Annotated in this window: 16 protein-coding genes; 5 read left to right on the top strand and 11 right to left on the bottom strand. The window is 69.1% G+C overall.

The genetic code is table 11. The annotated features are described in order from the left end of the window. The 8 genes from C5F48_RS26580 to C5F48_RS17825 all read right to left on the bottom strand — a co-directional run. The coding region (locus C5F48_RS26580; protein WP_146170632.1) for a helix-turn-helix domain-containing protein at positions 1-345 on the bottom strand (345 nt) is incomplete at its 3' end. Positions 346-455: 110 nt separating this feature from the next. Next, a complete protein-coding gene (locus C5F48_RS17855; protein ID WP_107665208.1) occupies positions 456-1,340 on the bottom strand; it encodes a DUF481 domain-containing protein in 885 nt (294 codons plus the stop codon). 226 nt (positions 1,341-1,566) lie between these two features. After that, on the bottom strand, positions 1,567-1,875 hold the full coding sequence (locus tag C5F48_RS17850) for a hypothetical protein (protein WP_107665207.1): 309 nt from the start codon (positions 1,873-1,875) through the stop codon (positions 1,567-1,569). A 127-nt stretch (positions 1,876-2,002) separates the two neighbouring features. Then, entirely contained in the window at positions 2,003-2,473 is a 471-nt protein-coding gene (nusB, locus tag C5F48_RS17845; RefSeq protein WP_107665206.1) for a transcription antitermination factor NusB, read from the bottom strand. After that, the gene (locus tag C5F48_RS17840) at positions 2,470-3,003 is read right to left on the bottom strand and encodes a 6,7-dimethyl-8-ribityllumazine synthase (RefSeq protein ID WP_107665205.1); all 534 of its coding nucleotides are present in this window, start codon (positions 3,001-3,003) and stop codon (positions 2,470-2,472) included. Before C5F48_RS17840 ends, nusB begins: the two co-directional genes overlap by 4 nt. Positions 3,004-3,006: 3 nt before the next feature. Next, positions 3,007-4,110 (bottom strand): 3,4-dihydroxy-2-butanone-4-phosphate synthase, encoded by a 1,104-nt coding sequence (gene ribB, locus C5F48_RS17835; RefSeq protein ID WP_107665211.1) that lies wholly within the window; start codon positions 4,108-4,110, stop codon positions 3,007-3,009. Between the two features lie 82 nt (positions 4,111-4,192). Continuing rightward, a complete protein-coding gene (locus C5F48_RS17830) occupies positions 4,193-4,741 on the bottom strand; it encodes a hypothetical protein (RefSeq protein WP_107665204.1) in 549 nt (182 codons plus the stop codon). Further along, entirely contained in the window at positions 4,741-5,334 is a 594-nt protein-coding gene (locus tag C5F48_RS17825; RefSeq protein WP_107665203.1) for a riboflavin synthase, read from the bottom strand. Before C5F48_RS17825 ends, C5F48_RS17830 begins: the two co-directional genes overlap by 1 nt. Before the next feature lie 170 nt (positions 5,335-5,504). On the opposite strand from C5F48_RS17825, the gene C5F48_RS17820 reads away from it, so the two are divergent. The 3 genes from C5F48_RS17820 (at position 5,505) to C5F48_RS17810 (ending at position 10,065) form a co-directional block, all read left to right on the top strand. After that, positions 5,505-6,794, top strand: coding sequence for a capsule polysaccharide biogenesis protein (locus C5F48_RS17820; RefSeq protein ID WP_107665202.1), 1,290 nt, complete (start codon positions 5,505-5,507; stop codon positions 6,792-6,794). 116 nt (positions 6,795-6,910) lie between these two features. After that, complete coding sequence (locus C5F48_RS17815) at positions 6,911-8,020, top strand: polysaccharide biosynthesis/export family protein (RefSeq protein WP_170139607.1); 1,110 nt, start codon at positions 6,911-6,913, stop codon at positions 8,018-8,020. Then, positions 8,017-10,065: a capsule polysaccharide biogenesis protein gene (locus C5F48_RS17810; RefSeq protein WP_107665210.1), complete on the top strand. Its 2,049-nt coding sequence runs from the start codon at positions 8,017-8,019 to the stop codon at positions 10,063-10,065. Before C5F48_RS17815 ends, C5F48_RS17810 begins: the two co-directional genes overlap by 4 nt. On the opposite strand, the gene C5F48_RS17805 is transcribed toward C5F48_RS17810, so the two are convergent. From C5F48_RS17805 to C5F48_RS17795, 3 genes are all read right to left on the bottom strand, one after another. Beyond that, positions 10,059-10,556, bottom strand: a complete 498-nt coding sequence (locus tag C5F48_RS17805) for a MarR family winged helix-turn-helix transcriptional regulator (RefSeq protein WP_107665209.1) — start codon at positions 10,554-10,556, stop codon at positions 10,059-10,061. The two genes, C5F48_RS17810 and C5F48_RS17805, sit on opposite strands and share 7 nt — an antisense overlap. A gap of 117 nt (positions 10,557-10,673) precedes the next feature. After that, positions 10,674-10,943 carry an FAD assembly factor SdhE gene (locus tag C5F48_RS17800; protein ID WP_107665200.1) on the bottom strand — a complete coding sequence of 90 codons (270 nt, stop codon included), beginning with the start codon at positions 10,941-10,943 and terminating at the stop codon, positions 10,674-10,676. Further along, positions 10,940-11,362, bottom strand: a complete 423-nt coding sequence (locus C5F48_RS17795; protein ID WP_107665199.1) for a helix-turn-helix domain-containing protein — start codon at positions 11,360-11,362, stop codon at positions 10,940-10,942. The genes C5F48_RS17800 and C5F48_RS17795 overlap by 4 nt, the downstream gene beginning before the upstream one ends. A 107-nt stretch (positions 11,363-11,469) precedes the next feature. Between C5F48_RS17795 and C5F48_RS17790 the strand changes: the two genes are divergently transcribed. Together C5F48_RS17790 and C5F48_RS17785 are read left to right on the top strand one after the other, a co-directional pair. After that, the gene (locus C5F48_RS17790) at positions 11,470-12,672 is read left to right on the top strand and encodes a pyridoxal phosphate-dependent aminotransferase (RefSeq protein WP_107665198.1); all 1,203 of its coding nucleotides are present in this window, start codon (positions 11,470-11,472) and stop codon (positions 12,670-12,672) included. A gap of 9 nt (positions 12,673-12,681) precedes the next feature. Continuing rightward, a complete protein-coding gene (locus C5F48_RS17785) occupies positions 12,682-13,089 on the top strand; it encodes a hypothetical protein (RefSeq protein ID WP_107665197.1) in 408 nt (135 codons plus the stop codon). Positions 13,090-13,157 lie beyond the last annotated feature (68 nt).

Here is a 13,157-nt window from a genome sequence, read left to right as displayed (position 1 = left end):
CTCATCAGCCCGGGCGGCGCGATAGGCCCGGCGCCCACCGTTCCTGGCAACTTCGCGGCTGATCGTGGAAACTGCCCGCCCCAGATCTCGGCCAAGCTGCCTGAAAGATCGCCCAGATACGAGACCGCGCGAAATCTCCTCTCGCTCCATCACGCTGAGAGACCCCGACCTGCGTGATCGGGCTACCGGCGCAAAACCACCCTTTGCCGCGACAACACCGAACACCGAGGCCGCGTGCTTGCCGAGGGCGCGCCCAATATCGCTGAGCGTCTCCCCAGCCTTCCAACGCCGCCAGAGTTCAGCCTTCTGCTCGTGAGACAAGCCAGGGCGACCGGTTCGTGCCATTGTGGATCCTTTCAGAACATCTCAAATCAAAGATGTTGCGCTGACCGGTTGAACCCACCGCAGGTTTCCCTGCCCCAGGTCTATGAAAAAGATCCGTCTTCAGTCCGGGATCAGAACCCGTAGACCAGCGACACGCCGAGCTTGTTGTCGGTGCGGATGTCGCGGGCTTCGTTGTAGTCTGTCAGGTAGCTGACGCGGGTCGAAAAAGCGTCGGTCATCTTCACGTTGACGCCGAGGTCGTTGTTCACCCGCAGCGCCGTGTCGGACTTCAGGATGTCCGTGTCGTTGGTCATGAACACGTTCTCGTTGAAGGCCCAGAAGAAACGCGAGGACGCCAGGTAGCCGACCTCGGTCTCGCTGTCGTCATTACCGTCCTTCAGGTAGCTGACGCCGACACCGGCCTGCACGCGCCAGGCCATATCCGCGCGGTTGATGACCCGGTAGCCCGGACCCACGCCGATGAACGCGTCGGTCTGGGTCTTGCCGGCAAGCTGTTCGGTATCCGACGTGGTGTCCGCCAACTCGGAATCGCTCAGCTCATCTGCCAAGCCATCGGTCGAGATGCGGCCGAGGACGAAGGCATAGAAGCGGTCGTCGAAGAAGTAGTTGCCGTCATAGACGGCGAACACGTCCTCCTTGGTCGCGTCGCTGTCGGTCTCCTGGTAGTCGAGCGCAACGCCGATGTTCTGGATGAACTGGCCCTGGGCATGACGCAGACGCGCGCCGATGGTCAGGTTCTGGTCCTCGTTGTTGCCGTCGGTGCCGCTGTAGCCGAGCGAGGCGCTGCCCGAGAGACCCGGACGGTATTCCGGATTGCCGAAGCGGAGATTGTCGTTCGACAGCTCCATGTCTTCCTGCACGTCGTCCTCGATGTCCTCGATGCGGTCATCCAGCGCGCGCGTGCCGGTGATGGTGCCGACCTGTGCGAAGGCGGCGGTGCCGCCCAGCAGAAGCGCCAGTGCCGAGACGCTGGCGAGGCGGAGTGTGTTGGTCATGTCATGTCCCTTTCGAAATGGTGTCGCGCGGCCCGCACGTGCGGGCCTTGCTTCCGGGGACACAACTAAGGGCGGCAGGGCATGTTCCGGTCAGGGTCCGGAACCGGGTCTTTCGCGCGCGGCACGGCCCGTACTGTAACAAATCTACAACAACCTATTGGGGTGCAAATGCGTCAATAACGACGTAAGCCACTCCCATTTGGCGAAAATCGGGCCATCCCCGTCACTATCTCCGGGCCTGCACCACCGGAACACGAACAAGCTCGCGCATTTGTGAGCCGGTACGGCGCCCGCCGGGCGGCGGGCCGTCCTCGGGATCGGCCATCCGCATCACCGCGATGGCGAATTGCACCCCGGCGAAGACCACGCCGTTGAACATCACCAGCATCACCCCGCCGATCCAGCCGCCGGAGGTCTCCAGCACCAGATGGCGCAGGCCGCCCACATCAAGTGCGAGCAGCAGCGCGACGAAGGCCAGCGCCAAGGCAAAGCCGATCAGCACGTTGACGATGTAGAGGCGGATCAGCTTCGGCATGACGGGTCTCCTTGAAGACAGGATACAGCGCCCCCGCCGCCGCGCCATCGAAATCATCCGGCGCAGCGCGGGGAGCCTGTACCCGGCAAGAACCGGAGGCGCGCCGCAATGTTCCCGATCGGCGCGCTCAGGCGAGCCCGAAAGCCTCGGGCTTGGCCTCGCGCGCCATGTGGTCGAGCACGGCGTTGACGAATTTCGATTCCTTGCCCTCGGGGAAGAAGGCCTTGGCGATATCGACGAACTCGTTGATCACCACCTTCGGCGGCGTCTCCAGCTCCAGCATCTCGCCGCCGGCGGCGCGGAACAGCGCGCGCAGCACCGGGTCGATCCGGTCGATCGGCCATTTCGCCACCAGCGCCCGGTCGGTCATCTGGTCGATCTTGGCCTGACGGTTCACCGCATGGTCGACGAGGCGGCGGAAATGCTCGGTATCGCCCTCGACCATCTCGTCCTCGTCATAGACCGCGCCGAAGCGATGGTCGGTGAACTCGCGCACCACCGCCTCGACCGTCTGGCCGGAGCTTTCCATCTGGAACAGCGCCTGCACCGCGTAGAGCCGCGAGGCCGATTTCATCTGCCGCTTGTCAGGTTTGGTCATGCGCTTGTGTCTCCTGCCAGCCGCAACTCTTCCGGACGGAACCCGATGCCCTTGCGCACCCCCGCCCATTTCCGCGACAGCGCGATCAGATGCAGCGCCGCCGCCGCCGCGCCGCCGCCCTTGTCCTGCCCCGCCGCCTCGGCCCGCACCACCGCCTGCTCGCGCGTTTCCACCGTCAGGATGCCGTTGCCGATGCAGGAGCCCTGCAGCCCCAGCAGCATCAGCCCGCGGCTGGAATCGTTGCAGACCGTATCGTAATGCGTGGTCTCGCCGCGCATGACGCAGCCCAGCGCCACGAAACCGTCGAAGTTCGACTGCCGCTCGGCCAGCGCGATGGCGGTCGGGATCTCCAGCGCGCCGGGCACCTCGATCAGGTCCCAGGTCCCGCCGCAACGCTCGATCGTCGCCTTGGCCCCGGCCACCAGCTCGTCGGCGATGTCCTTGTAATAGGGGGCCACCACGATCAGCAGCTTCACCGGCTTGTCGAAGCTCGGCAGCGGCAGGATGTGATGGGTTTCAGATGCGGCCATGTCTCAGCCCTCCGTGATGGTGTGGGTGCCGGCGATGGACAGCCCGTAAGCCTCCAGCCCGACGACCTTGGGCGCCTTGGAATTGGTGACCAGCACGATCTGCGACAGGCCGAGCGCCGAGAGGATCTGCGCGCCGAGCCCGTATTGCCGCAGCGTCTGCGGCGAGGCCTCGTCATCCATCGCCAGCTTCATCGTCGTGTCGCGCAGCAGCACCACGACGCCGCGCCCCTCGGCGGCGATCAGCTTCATCGCGCCCTGCAGGTCGCCGGAATGGGCCGGGCCGATCCCGAGCACATCCTCCAGCGGGTTCAGCGCATGCATCCGCACCAGCACCGGCTCGCCCGAGGTGATGTCGCCCTTCGACAGCACCACATGCTCGGCGCCCTGCGTCTCATCGGCGAAGACCCGCATCAGCCAGTCACCGCCGAAGGCCGAGGTCACCGGCTTCACCGCCTTCTCCGCCACGAGGTTGTCGTGCCGGCGGCGATAGGCGATCAGGTCCGAGATGGTGCCGATCTTCAGCCCGTGCTTCTGGGCAAAGCTGATCAGGTCGGGCAGCCGCGCCATGGTGCCGTCGTCGTTCATGATCTCGCAGATCACCCCGGCCGGGTTCAGCCCGGCCAGCCGCGACACGTCGACCGCCGCCTCGGTATGCCCGGCCCGCACCAGCACCCCGCCATCGCGGGCGCGCAGCGGGAAGATATGCCCCGGCGTCGCGATATCAGCGGCGCCCTTCGTGGGGTCGATCGCGACCGCCACCGTCAGCGCCCGGTCGGCCGCCGAGATCCCGGTGGTGACGCCCTCGCGCGCCTCGATCGAGATGGTGAAGGCCGTCTCGTGACGGCTGGAGTTCTTCGGCTGCATCAGCGTGAGCCCGAGCGCGTCGATCCGCGCCGAGGGCATCGCCAGACAGATCAGCCCGCGGCCATGGGTCGCCATGAAGTTGATCGCCTGGGGCGTGCACATCTGCGCCGGGATCACCAGATCGCCCTCGTTCTCGCGATCCTCGTGATCGACAAGGATATACATCCGCCCGTTGCGGGCGTCGTCGATGATCTCCTCGACCGAGGAGATGGCGTCGGAATAGTCGGTTTTCATATCGGTCATCACATCGCTCCCGGGCTTGCGCCAGCCCATACTCCGCCCCGCGCCGCTTGGCCAGAGCCGCGCCGCGCACAGCCGGTCTGCGTCAGCCGAAATAGCGCGCCGCGGGCAGATAGCCCGCCAGCCGCCCCGCGGCGCACCATTCGGCCTCCAGCGCGGCGTCGCCCACCAGCAGAACGCCATCGGCGGGCAGCCGGCCCAACGCCGCGCGCAGCCGCGCCCGCGCCTCGGCAAAGCTCGCCAGCGCCGGCGGGGCCGGATGCGCCCCGTCCAGCAGCCCCTGCCCCGCCTGCAACAGCGTCTCGGGCGCCAGCCTGCCCTGCGCCAGCCCGATCCGGGCGGCGCGCAGATCGGCCAGCTTCACCACCCGGTCTTCCGGCATCACCTGCCCCGGGAACACCCGCAGCGCGTTCGAGGAGAACAGGAAGGCCACCACGTCATGCCCCGAGGCCGCGCGGACCGAGGCGTAGGTGCGGTACTCCAGCCCCAACTCCTTCGCCCGCCGCACCCGGCCGCGGAGCACCTCGATCGGCAGATGCGGCAACAGGTCGCGCCGCGCCTGCGACCAGCTGTGCCGCCGCCAGCTCGCGCCGGGCTCCATCGTCGGCCCGCCGTTATGCCCGAGACCGGGCATCACGCCCAGTCCCGCAGCCGCGCGACATAGCGCGCCATCGTGTCGATCTCCAGATTGACCTGCTGGCCCACCGCCACATCGCCCCAGGTGGTCGCCACCTGGGTATGCGGGATGAAGTTGATGCCGAAATCGCAGCCATCGACCTCGTTCACCGTCAGCGAGGTGCCGTTCAGCGCCACCGAGCCTTTCGGCGCGATGAACTTCGCCAGCGCCTCCGGCGCGCGGAAGGTCACCCGCAGGCTGTCGCCCTCGGGCTGCACCGCCACCACCTCGGCCACGCCGTCGACATGGCCCGAGACGATATGCCCGCCGAGCTCGTCGCCCACCTTCAGCGCCCGCTCGAGGTTCAGCCGCTTGCCCGGCTGCCAGCCGTTGTGGCCGATGTTGGTGACCGAGACCGTCTCGCCCGAGATGTTCACCTCGAACCAGTCCTCGCCCAGCGCCACCACCGTCAGGCAGACGCCGTCGCAGGCGATGGAGGCGCCGATGTCGATCCCCGCCACGTCATAGCCGGTGGTGATCTGCGCGCGCAGGTCGCCCGCCTGCTCCACCTCCCGCACAAGGCCGATATCGGTGATGATCCCCGTGAACATGGTGCTTCTCCTGACAGTGGACCCCAAGGACGTAGCCGCCCGGCCGTCCCCGCGCAAGCGCCAGCCCCCGCAGCCGCCGCCAATTGTCGCTGCCCGCCCCTCCGGCGCGGATTTCGCTTTACCCACGCGGCGGCGATGCTACGCCGGATCGCGTAACGAGTGAGGTGGTGATGCGCGTGACCGGCGAGGGCCGGCGGTTCCTGTTCCTGCAGGGCCCGCACGGGCCGTTCTTCCAGCAGCTGGGCCGGATGCTTACGCTTGCCGGCGCAGAGGTCTGGCGCGCAGGCTTCAACGGCGGCGACCGCGCCTTCTGGCCCGACAGCGCGAGCTACCTGCCCTTCACCGAGGTCCCTTCGCTCTGGCCCCAGACCTGCCGCGCGATCCTCGCCGAGCGCGGCATCACCGACATCGCGCTCTATGGCGACACGCGGCCGCTGCATGCCGAGGCCGTGCGGGCGGCGCGGGCAGCGGGGCTCACGGTGCATGTCTTCGAGGAGGGCTACCTGCGACCGTCCTGGATCACCTACGAACGCGGCGGGGCCAATGGCAACTCGCGGCTCATGCAGCTCTCGCTCGCACAGATGCGCAACGCGCTGGCCGCCCGCGACATGGAGCAGCCCGACGCCCCGGCGCGCTGGGGCGACATGCGCCAGCACATGTTCTGGGGCGCGCTCTACCATTTCCGGGTGCTGACCGGGCGGCGCCATTACCCGGCCTACCAACCGCATCGGGGCGTGACGGTCGGGCAGGAGCTGGCGCTGCACCTGCGCCGGCTGGCGCTGACGCCGCTGCACGCGGCGCAGCGCCGGCTGGCCGAGGCCCGGATCGCGCGCGGCGGCTTTCCCTATCACCTCGTGCTCCTGCAGCTGGAGCATGACAGCAGCTTCCGCGCCCACGGCCCCTTCGCCGGGATGGCGGACTTCCTTTCGACGGTGACGCAGGGTTTCGCCGAGGGCGCCGCCCCGCATCACCACCTGGTGTTCAAGGCGCATCCGCTGGAGGATGACCGCACACCGCTGGGCCCCGAGATCCGCCGGCTGGCGCGGCTGCATGGGCTCACCGACCGGGTGCATCTGTTGCGCGGCGGCAAGCTGGCCCCGCTTCTCGACCACGCCCGCAGCGCCGTCACGGTGAACTCGACCGCCGGGCAGCAGGCGCTCTGGCGCGGCCTGCCGCTGAAGGCCTTCGGCGCGGCGGTCTACGGCAAGCCGGAATTCGTCTCGCCGCAGCCGCTGGCCGGCTTCTTCGCCCGGCCAGAGCGCCCCGACAGCCGGGCCTACCGCGCCTACCGGCAGTTCCTGCTGGAGACCTCGCAGGTCCCCGGCGGCTTCTACTCGCGCCATGGGCGCAGGGCGCTCATGCGGCAAATGGCGGACATGATGTTGCGCCCGGAAGACCCGTATGACGCGCTCAGCGCCGGCATCGCGGCCCCGCGGCAACAGTTGCGCCTCGTCACCTGAACCGGAGCGCCGACAGTGGAAAAGGACAAGCCCTTGTGTAAGCTGGTGAACGGATTTGAGGCATGAGACATGAACGAGGCCCGGCAGTGAGCGTATCGGTGACCCATGGACCCCGGATGCTGGTCCTCCTCCTTCTTGTGGCCAGCCTCGGCGCCTGTGGCCTGCCCCGCTCCGGCCCGACCAAGCGCGAGATCTTCGCCGGCTCGACCGTCAAGGGCGGCGACGCCCACGTTGTCAGCGTCACCCGCGCGGTGGCCCGGGCCACCGCCGTCACCCCGGCCTTCGGCTTCAGCGCCGGCTTCCGCGACGCAGGGCTGGTCGGCTCCGACACCATCGCGGCGGGCGACACGCTCGGCCTCACCGTCTTCGAGAACGTCCGCGACGATCCCCTGCTCGGCAACACCGGCCAGCGGGTCTCGTCGCTGAACCAGGTGCAGGTCGACGGCCAGGGCTACATCTTCGTGCCCTATGCCGGGCGGGTGAAGGCCGAGGGTCAGACCCCGGAGGGGCTGCGCCAGGCGATCACCCGCAAGCTCGACACCCAGACCCCCGACCCACAGGTGACGGTGCAGCGGCTGGCGGGCGACGGCTCCACCGTCACCGTCTCGGGCGCGGTCAGCGGCCAGGGCGTCTTCCCGATCGAGCGGCCGACGCGCAGCCTCTCCACCATGCTGGCCAAGGCCGGCGGCGTGTCGATCCCGACCGGCACCGCCATCGTCCGGGTGACGCGCGGCGGGCAGACCGGCAAGGTCTGGTTGGAGGATCTCTATCGCAACCCCGGCCTCGACATCGCGCTGCGCTCCGGCGACGTCATCGTGGTCGAGGAGGACACCCGCTCCTTCGTCGCCCTCGGCGCCACCGGGGCGCAAAGCCGCATCCCCTTCGAGACGCAGAACCTCTCGGCGCTGGAGGCCATCGCCCAGGTCGGCGGGCTCAACACCGGGCTGGCCGATCCGACCGGCGTCTTCGTCTTCCGCAGCGAATCCGCCGAGATCGCCAATCTGGTGACCGGCCGCAACGATCTCAGCGGCGACCAGCGGATGATCTACATGCTCGACCTCACCGAACCGACCGGCATCTTCGAGGCGCGCGACTTCATGATCCGCGACGGCGACACGCTCTATGTCACCGAGGCGCCCTTCGTGCAGTGGCGCAAGACGCTGGGGGCCGTCACCGGCACTGTGGGCGCCGCCGACACGTTGAGCACCGTGGGGCCGGGCCGCTGAGCCCGACCTTCCCCGAAGCCACGGCCGCCGGAGAGATCCCCCGGCGGCTGGTATTCCGCAACGCGGGCTTCCTTCGCCAGCCACGGCTGCGCCGTATCCTCGCCCTCGCCGGGCACGAGCTGCGTCTCGGCCTGCCCGGCGCGGGCGACGGCGTGGTGGTCTGGGGCCGCAGCCCGCATGCGGCGCGGGGCGAGGCGCTGGCGGCGCGGCGCGGCCTGCCGCTCTTGCGGCTGGAGGACGCCTTCCTGCGCTCGCTGCGCCCGGGCCGGCTGGGCGAGCCGCCGCTGGGCCTGTTCCTCGACCACGGCGCGCATTTCGACAGCGCCTCCCCCTCCGATCTCGAGCGGCTGCTGGCGCGGCACCCGTTGGACGATTCGAACATCCTGCAACGCGCGCGGGATGGTATGGCCCGGATCCAGGCGCTGCATCTGTCGAAATACAACAATTTCGCTCCCGAGGCCCCTGCCCCGCCCCCCGGCTACGTCCTCGTGGTCGACCAGACCCAGGGCGACGCATCGATCCGCCACTCCGGCGCCAGCCCCGCCACCTTCCGCGAGATGCTGGTCTTCGCGCAGGAGGAAAACCCCGGCGCGCGCATCGTCATCAAGGCCCATCCCGAAACCATGGCGGGCCTGCGCCCCGGCCATTTCGGCCCCGCCGACGCCCGCCCGCACATCACGCTCCTCACCGATCCGATCTCGCCCTGGGCGCTCTTGGAAGGCGCCGTCGCGGTCTACACCGTCTCCTCCCAGCTCGGCTTCGAGGCGATCCTCGCCGGTCACCGCCCCCGCATCTTCGGCCAGCCGTTCTACGCCGGCTGGGGCCTCAGCGCCGACGAGAGCCCCGTGCCGCGCCGTCGCCGCAGCCTCACCCGCGCCCAGCTCTTCGCCGCGGCGATGATCCTCGCACCGCTCTGGTATGACCCCTGCCGCGACCGGCTCTGCAGTTTCGAGGAAGCGGTGGATCAGCTGGAGGCCGAGACCCGCGCCTTCCGCGAGGACCGCCACGGCCATGTGGCGCTCGGCATGCGGCGCTGGAAGCGGCCGTGGCTGCAGGCGATGTTCGGCCGCGAAAGGCCGCTGGTCTTCGAAACCAACCCGGCCCGCGCCGCCGCCCGCGCAAAGGCCGAGGGTCGCGGCCTGCTGGTCTGGGCCAGCGCCGAGCCGCCGGGCCTCCCGGCGCCCTCGATCCGCCGGGTCGAGGATGGTTTCCTGCGCTCGCGCGGGCTGGGGGCCGGGCTGGCGCCGCCGCTGAGCCTCGTCGCCGACGATCTCGGCATCCATTACGACCCCGGGCGCGAGAGCCGGCTGGAGCGGCTGATCGCCGCCCCGCCGCCGCCCGGCGGGCTCGCGCGCGCCGAGCGGCTGCTGAAGCGGCTGACCGAGGCGCGGCTCAGCAAATACAACCTCGGCGGCGCCCTACCCGATCTGCCGCGGGGCCATCGCATCCTGATCCCCGGCCAGGTGGAGGATGACGCCTCGGTCCGGCTCGGCGCGGGCGAGGTCCGCGGCAACGCCGCCCTGTTGCAGGCGGTCCGCGCCGCGAACCCGCAGGCGGTGTTGGTCTACAAGCCGCATCCCGATGTCGAGGCCGGCCTGCGCCCCGGTCGGATCACGGCCGCCGAGGCCGACGTGATCGCCCGCCACGCCGACCCCCTCGCCCTGATCGAGGCCTGCGACGAGGTCTGGACCCTGACCTCGCTCCTTGGTTTCGAGGCGCTGATCCGCGGCAGGCCGGTCACCTGCCTCGGCGCGCCGTTCTACGCCGGCTGGGGCCTGACCCGCGACCTCGGCCCGGTCCCCGCCCGCCGCCTGCGCCAGCCCGACGGCAGCCCGGCGCCGCGCCCCGGCCTGCTCGCCCTGGTCCATGCCGCGCTGATAGCCTATCCGCGCTGCTTCGACCCGGTGAGCCGCCGCCCCTGCCCGCCCGAGGTGATCCTCGACCGGCTGGCCCAAGGCCCGATTCCGCATCCCGGCTTGCCGAACCGCACCCTCGCCCGGCTGCAGGCCAGCTTCGCCGGCCTCGCGCCGCTGTGGCGTCAGTAGATGTAGCGGATCTGCTCGGTCCAGTAGCGCTCCATCCGCTTCAGTGACTGGTTGATATCCTCGATCCCCTCGGCGCCGATCATGCCGCGCCGCTCCAGCCCGTCGGCATGGCGCGCGAAAAGCTCGGACAGGATGGCCCGCACCCGCCGCCCCTTGTCGGTCAGCCGCACCCGCACCGATCGCCGGTCCACCTCGGAGCGCTGGTGGTGCATGTAGCCCAGATCGACCAGCTTCTTCAGATTGTAGCTGACGTTCGAGCCCTGGTAATAGCCGCGGGTCTTCAGCTCCCCCGCCGCGACCTCGTTGTCGCCGATGTTGAACAGAAGCAGCGCCTGGACCGCATTGATCTCCAGCACGCCGAGCCGCTCGAACTCATCCTTCACCACGTCGAGCAGCAGCCGGTGCAGACGTTCGACCAGCGCCAGACTTTCCAGATAGCCCAGGATGAAGGCCTTCTGCGAGCCGTCGAGGACGCCTGCATGTATCATGATCCGTGGTCTCCCCGTCGCGGTTGCAAGGGGTAGAATCGGCACAAAACCCAAACATCAGGTAAACTCTCACAATGTTCGCGGCAAATCCGCCCGGCCTTTCCGCCGGGCGGCTTCCGCTCAGCGCGCGAGACGGGTGCGGGCGTAGCTGCCGATCTCGGCGATCAGCCCCGCCAGCGCCGGCGGCGGCTCGCGCTGGCCCAGAACCCAGGGCAGCAGGTCCTGGTCGTTCTCTTCCAGCAGCACGTCGTAGAGCGCCAGCCGCGGTTCGTCGAGCCCGGCCAGATGCACGTCGGACCAGGGGCCGAGGATCAGGTCCATCTCCTTGGTGCCGCGTCGCCAGGAGCGCATCGACAGGCGCTTCAGCCGCGCCTCGGGCAATTCGGTCATTCGGCTTCCTCGCGCATCAGGCCCCGCATCCGCTTCTCCAGATGCCCCATTTCCTGCGCCAGCGCCAGCATCTGCGCCCGCATCCGCGACAGTTCGGCCAGGGCGTCGCGCGCCTTGCCGGTCAGCGCCCCCGGATGCGACGGGCCCTCCAGCCCCTCGCCCTCGCCGGTCAGCAGCCAGCGCAGCGACACGTTCAGCATCCCCGCCATCATCTGCAACCGGTTGGCCCGCGGCTCCGAAAGATCGTCCTCCCAGGCCTGCACCGTCTTCAGCCGCACGCCCAACCGGCGCGCCAGATCCTCCTGGCTCAATCCGGCCGCTTCCCGGGCCCCCGCCATGCGGTCGCCGAAGGTCGCCGTCGCCTCGCTGAACCAGCCAGCCGCCCCGTCTTCTGCTCCAGCCGCTTCGTCTTCTGCCATCGTGCCTCTCCTTTGTGATATCGCTTGATCGCTTCAGGGCCGCACCCTAAGACAAAGGGCCGAAAAGTTCAAACCGGCGCCCAGATCAGCTTCCGGAGCATCCCAGAATGGCCTTCCTGTCCGACACGCTCGCCCGCGTCAAACCCTCGCAAACCATCGCCGTGACCAACAAGGCGCGCGAACTGGCCGCGACCGGGCGCGACGTGATCGGCCTCGGCGCGGGCGAGCCGGATTTCGACACGCCGCAGAACATCAAGGACGCGGCGAAGCGCGCCATCGACGAGGGCCGCACGAAATACACCGCGGTCGACGGCATCCCCGAGCTGAAGAAGGCGATCTGCGCGAAATTCAAGCGCGAGAACGGGCTCGACTACACGCCGGCGCAGGTCTCGGTCGCGACCGGCGGCAAGCAGATCCTCTACAACGCGCTGATGGCGACGCTGAACCCCGGCGACGAGGTGATCATCCCGGCGCCCTACTGGGTCAGCTACCCCGACATGGTGCTGCTCGCGGGCGGCACGCCCGTGCCGGTGGCGGCGGGGATCGAGACCGATTTCAAGCTGACCCCGGCGCAGCTCGAGGCGGCGATCACGCCGAAGACCAAGTGGTTCATCTTCAACTCGCCCTCCAACCCGACGGGCGCGGGCTACACCCGCGACGAACTCAAGGCGCTGACCGACGTGCTGATGCGCCACCCGCAGGTCTGGATCATGTCGGACGACATGTACGAGCATCTGGTGTTCGACGATTTCGAATTCACCTCGCCCGCCCAGGTCGAACCCGGCCTCTACGACCGCACGCTGACCTGCAACGGCGTCTCTAAGGCCTATGCCATGACCGGCTGGCGCATCGGCTATTGCGCGGGCCCGGTGGAGCTCATCAAGGCCATGGGCACGATCCAGTCGCAGTCGACCTCCAACCCCTGCTCGGTCTCGCAATATGCCGCGCTCGAAGGGCTGACCGGGCCGCAGGACTTCCTCGCCACCAACCGCGCCCTGTTCCAGCGCCGCCGCGATCTGGTGGTCGGCATGCTGAACGAGGCCAAGGGCATCGTCTGCCCGAAGCCCGAGGGCGCCTTCTACGTCTATCCCGACATCTCGGCCTGCATCGGCAAGACCTCGGCGGGCGGCGCGAGCATCAGCGATGACGAGGCCTTCGCCACGGCGCTCTTGGAGGAGACCGGCGTCGCGGTGGTCTTCGGCGCGGCCTTCGGCCTCTCGCCCAACTTCCGCATCAGCTACGCCACCTCGGACGAGCAGCTGCGCGAGGCCTGCGCCCGCATCCAGGGCTTCTGCGCTGGGCTGAGCTGAGGCCCGGCGATGGCGGGCGATCTGCCGGAGCATTACTTCCGCATCCGCGACAACGGCGCCGCGGTGTTCCGGCTCGATCCCGGAACCCGCCAGCGCCGGCTCGAGATGGAGCAGATCGCCACCGTCAACATCCGCAACGGCGAGATCAAGCCGCAGGGCGACCGGGCGTTGACGCCGGAGGATCTGGCAAGCATCCGCGGCTGGATCGCCGAGCGCAGCGCGCTGCTGGCGCGGCGCGAGCTCGACGAGATCCGGCGGGTGGTGGAGCAGCTGAACCTTGCGGCGCAATGGGCGCAGACCAAGGCGGAACCGGCGCAGCTGGAAGAGGTCACCGACCGGCTTCTGCTGGCGATGCACGACCTGCGCAGCGTGCTGGTGCGGAAGGCCGCCGAGCGGCTGGGGCCGGACGGGGGCTGAGCGGCTGGGGTGCGAATTTTCGCAGAAAATTCACCCCCTGAGACACGAATTTTCTGCGAAAATTCGAG

It is taken from the genome of Cereibacter changlensis JA139 (assembly GCF_003034985.1).
Taxonomy (GTDB): Bacteria; Pseudomonadota; Alphaproteobacteria; order Rhodobacterales; family Rhodobacteraceae; genus Cereibacter; species Cereibacter changlensis.
This window is presented reverse-complemented; position numbering and strand designations above follow the sequence as displayed.

What these genes read in the sequence shown, in the direction of transcription:
- C5F48_RS17785 (WP_107665197.1), top strand. Translation starts at nt 12,682, where the DNA reads ATGGCGGGCGATCTGCCGGAGCATTACTTCCGCATCCGCGACAACGGC.
- C5F48_RS17815 (WP_170139607.1), top strand. Translation starts at nt 6,911, where the DNA reads ATGCTGGTCCTCCTCCTTCTTGTGGCCAGCCTCGGCGCCTGTGGCCTG.
- C5F48_RS17830 (WP_107665204.1), bottom strand. Translation starts at nt 4,741, where the DNA reads ATGCCCGGTCTCGGGCATAACGGCGGGCCGACGATGGAGCCCGGCGCG.
- C5F48_RS17855 (WP_107665208.1), bottom strand. Translation starts at nt 1,340, where the DNA reads ATGACCAACACACTCCGCCTCGCCAGCGTCTCGGCACTGGCGCTTCTG.
- C5F48_RS17840 (WP_107665205.1), bottom strand. Translation starts at nt 3,003, where the DNA reads ATGGCCGCATCTGAAACCCATCACATCCTGCCGCTGCCGAGCTTCGAC.
- C5F48_RS17820 (WP_107665202.1), top strand. Translation starts at nt 5,505, where the DNA reads ATGCGCGTGACCGGCGAGGGCCGGCGGTTCCTGTTCCTGCAGGGCCCG.
- C5F48_RS17825 (WP_107665203.1), bottom strand. Translation starts at nt 5,334, where the DNA reads ATGTTCACGGGGATCATCACCGATATCGGCCTTGTGCGGGAGGTGGAG.
- C5F48_RS17800 (WP_107665200.1), bottom strand. Translation starts at nt 10,943, where the DNA reads ATGACCGAATTGCCCGAGGCGCGGCTGAAGCGCCTGTCGATGCGCTCC.
- ribB (WP_107665211.1), bottom strand. Translation starts at nt 4,110, where the DNA reads ATGACCGATATGAAAACCGACTATTCCGACGCCATCTCCTCGGTCGAG.
- C5F48_RS17790 (WP_107665198.1), top strand. Translation starts at nt 11,470, where the DNA reads ATGGCCTTCCTGTCCGACACGCTCGCCCGCGTCAAACCCTCGCAAACC.
- nusB (WP_107665206.1), bottom strand. Translation starts at nt 2,473, where the DNA reads ATGACCAAACCTGACAAGCGGCAGATGAAATCGGCCTCGCGGCTCTAC.
- C5F48_RS17795 (WP_107665199.1), bottom strand. Translation starts at nt 11,362, where the DNA reads ATGGCAGAAGACGAAGCGGCTGGAGCAGAAGACGGGGCGGCTGGCTGG.
- C5F48_RS17850 (WP_107665207.1), bottom strand. Translation starts at nt 1,875, where the DNA reads ATGCCGAAGCTGATCCGCCTCTACATCGTCAACGTGCTGATCGGCTTT.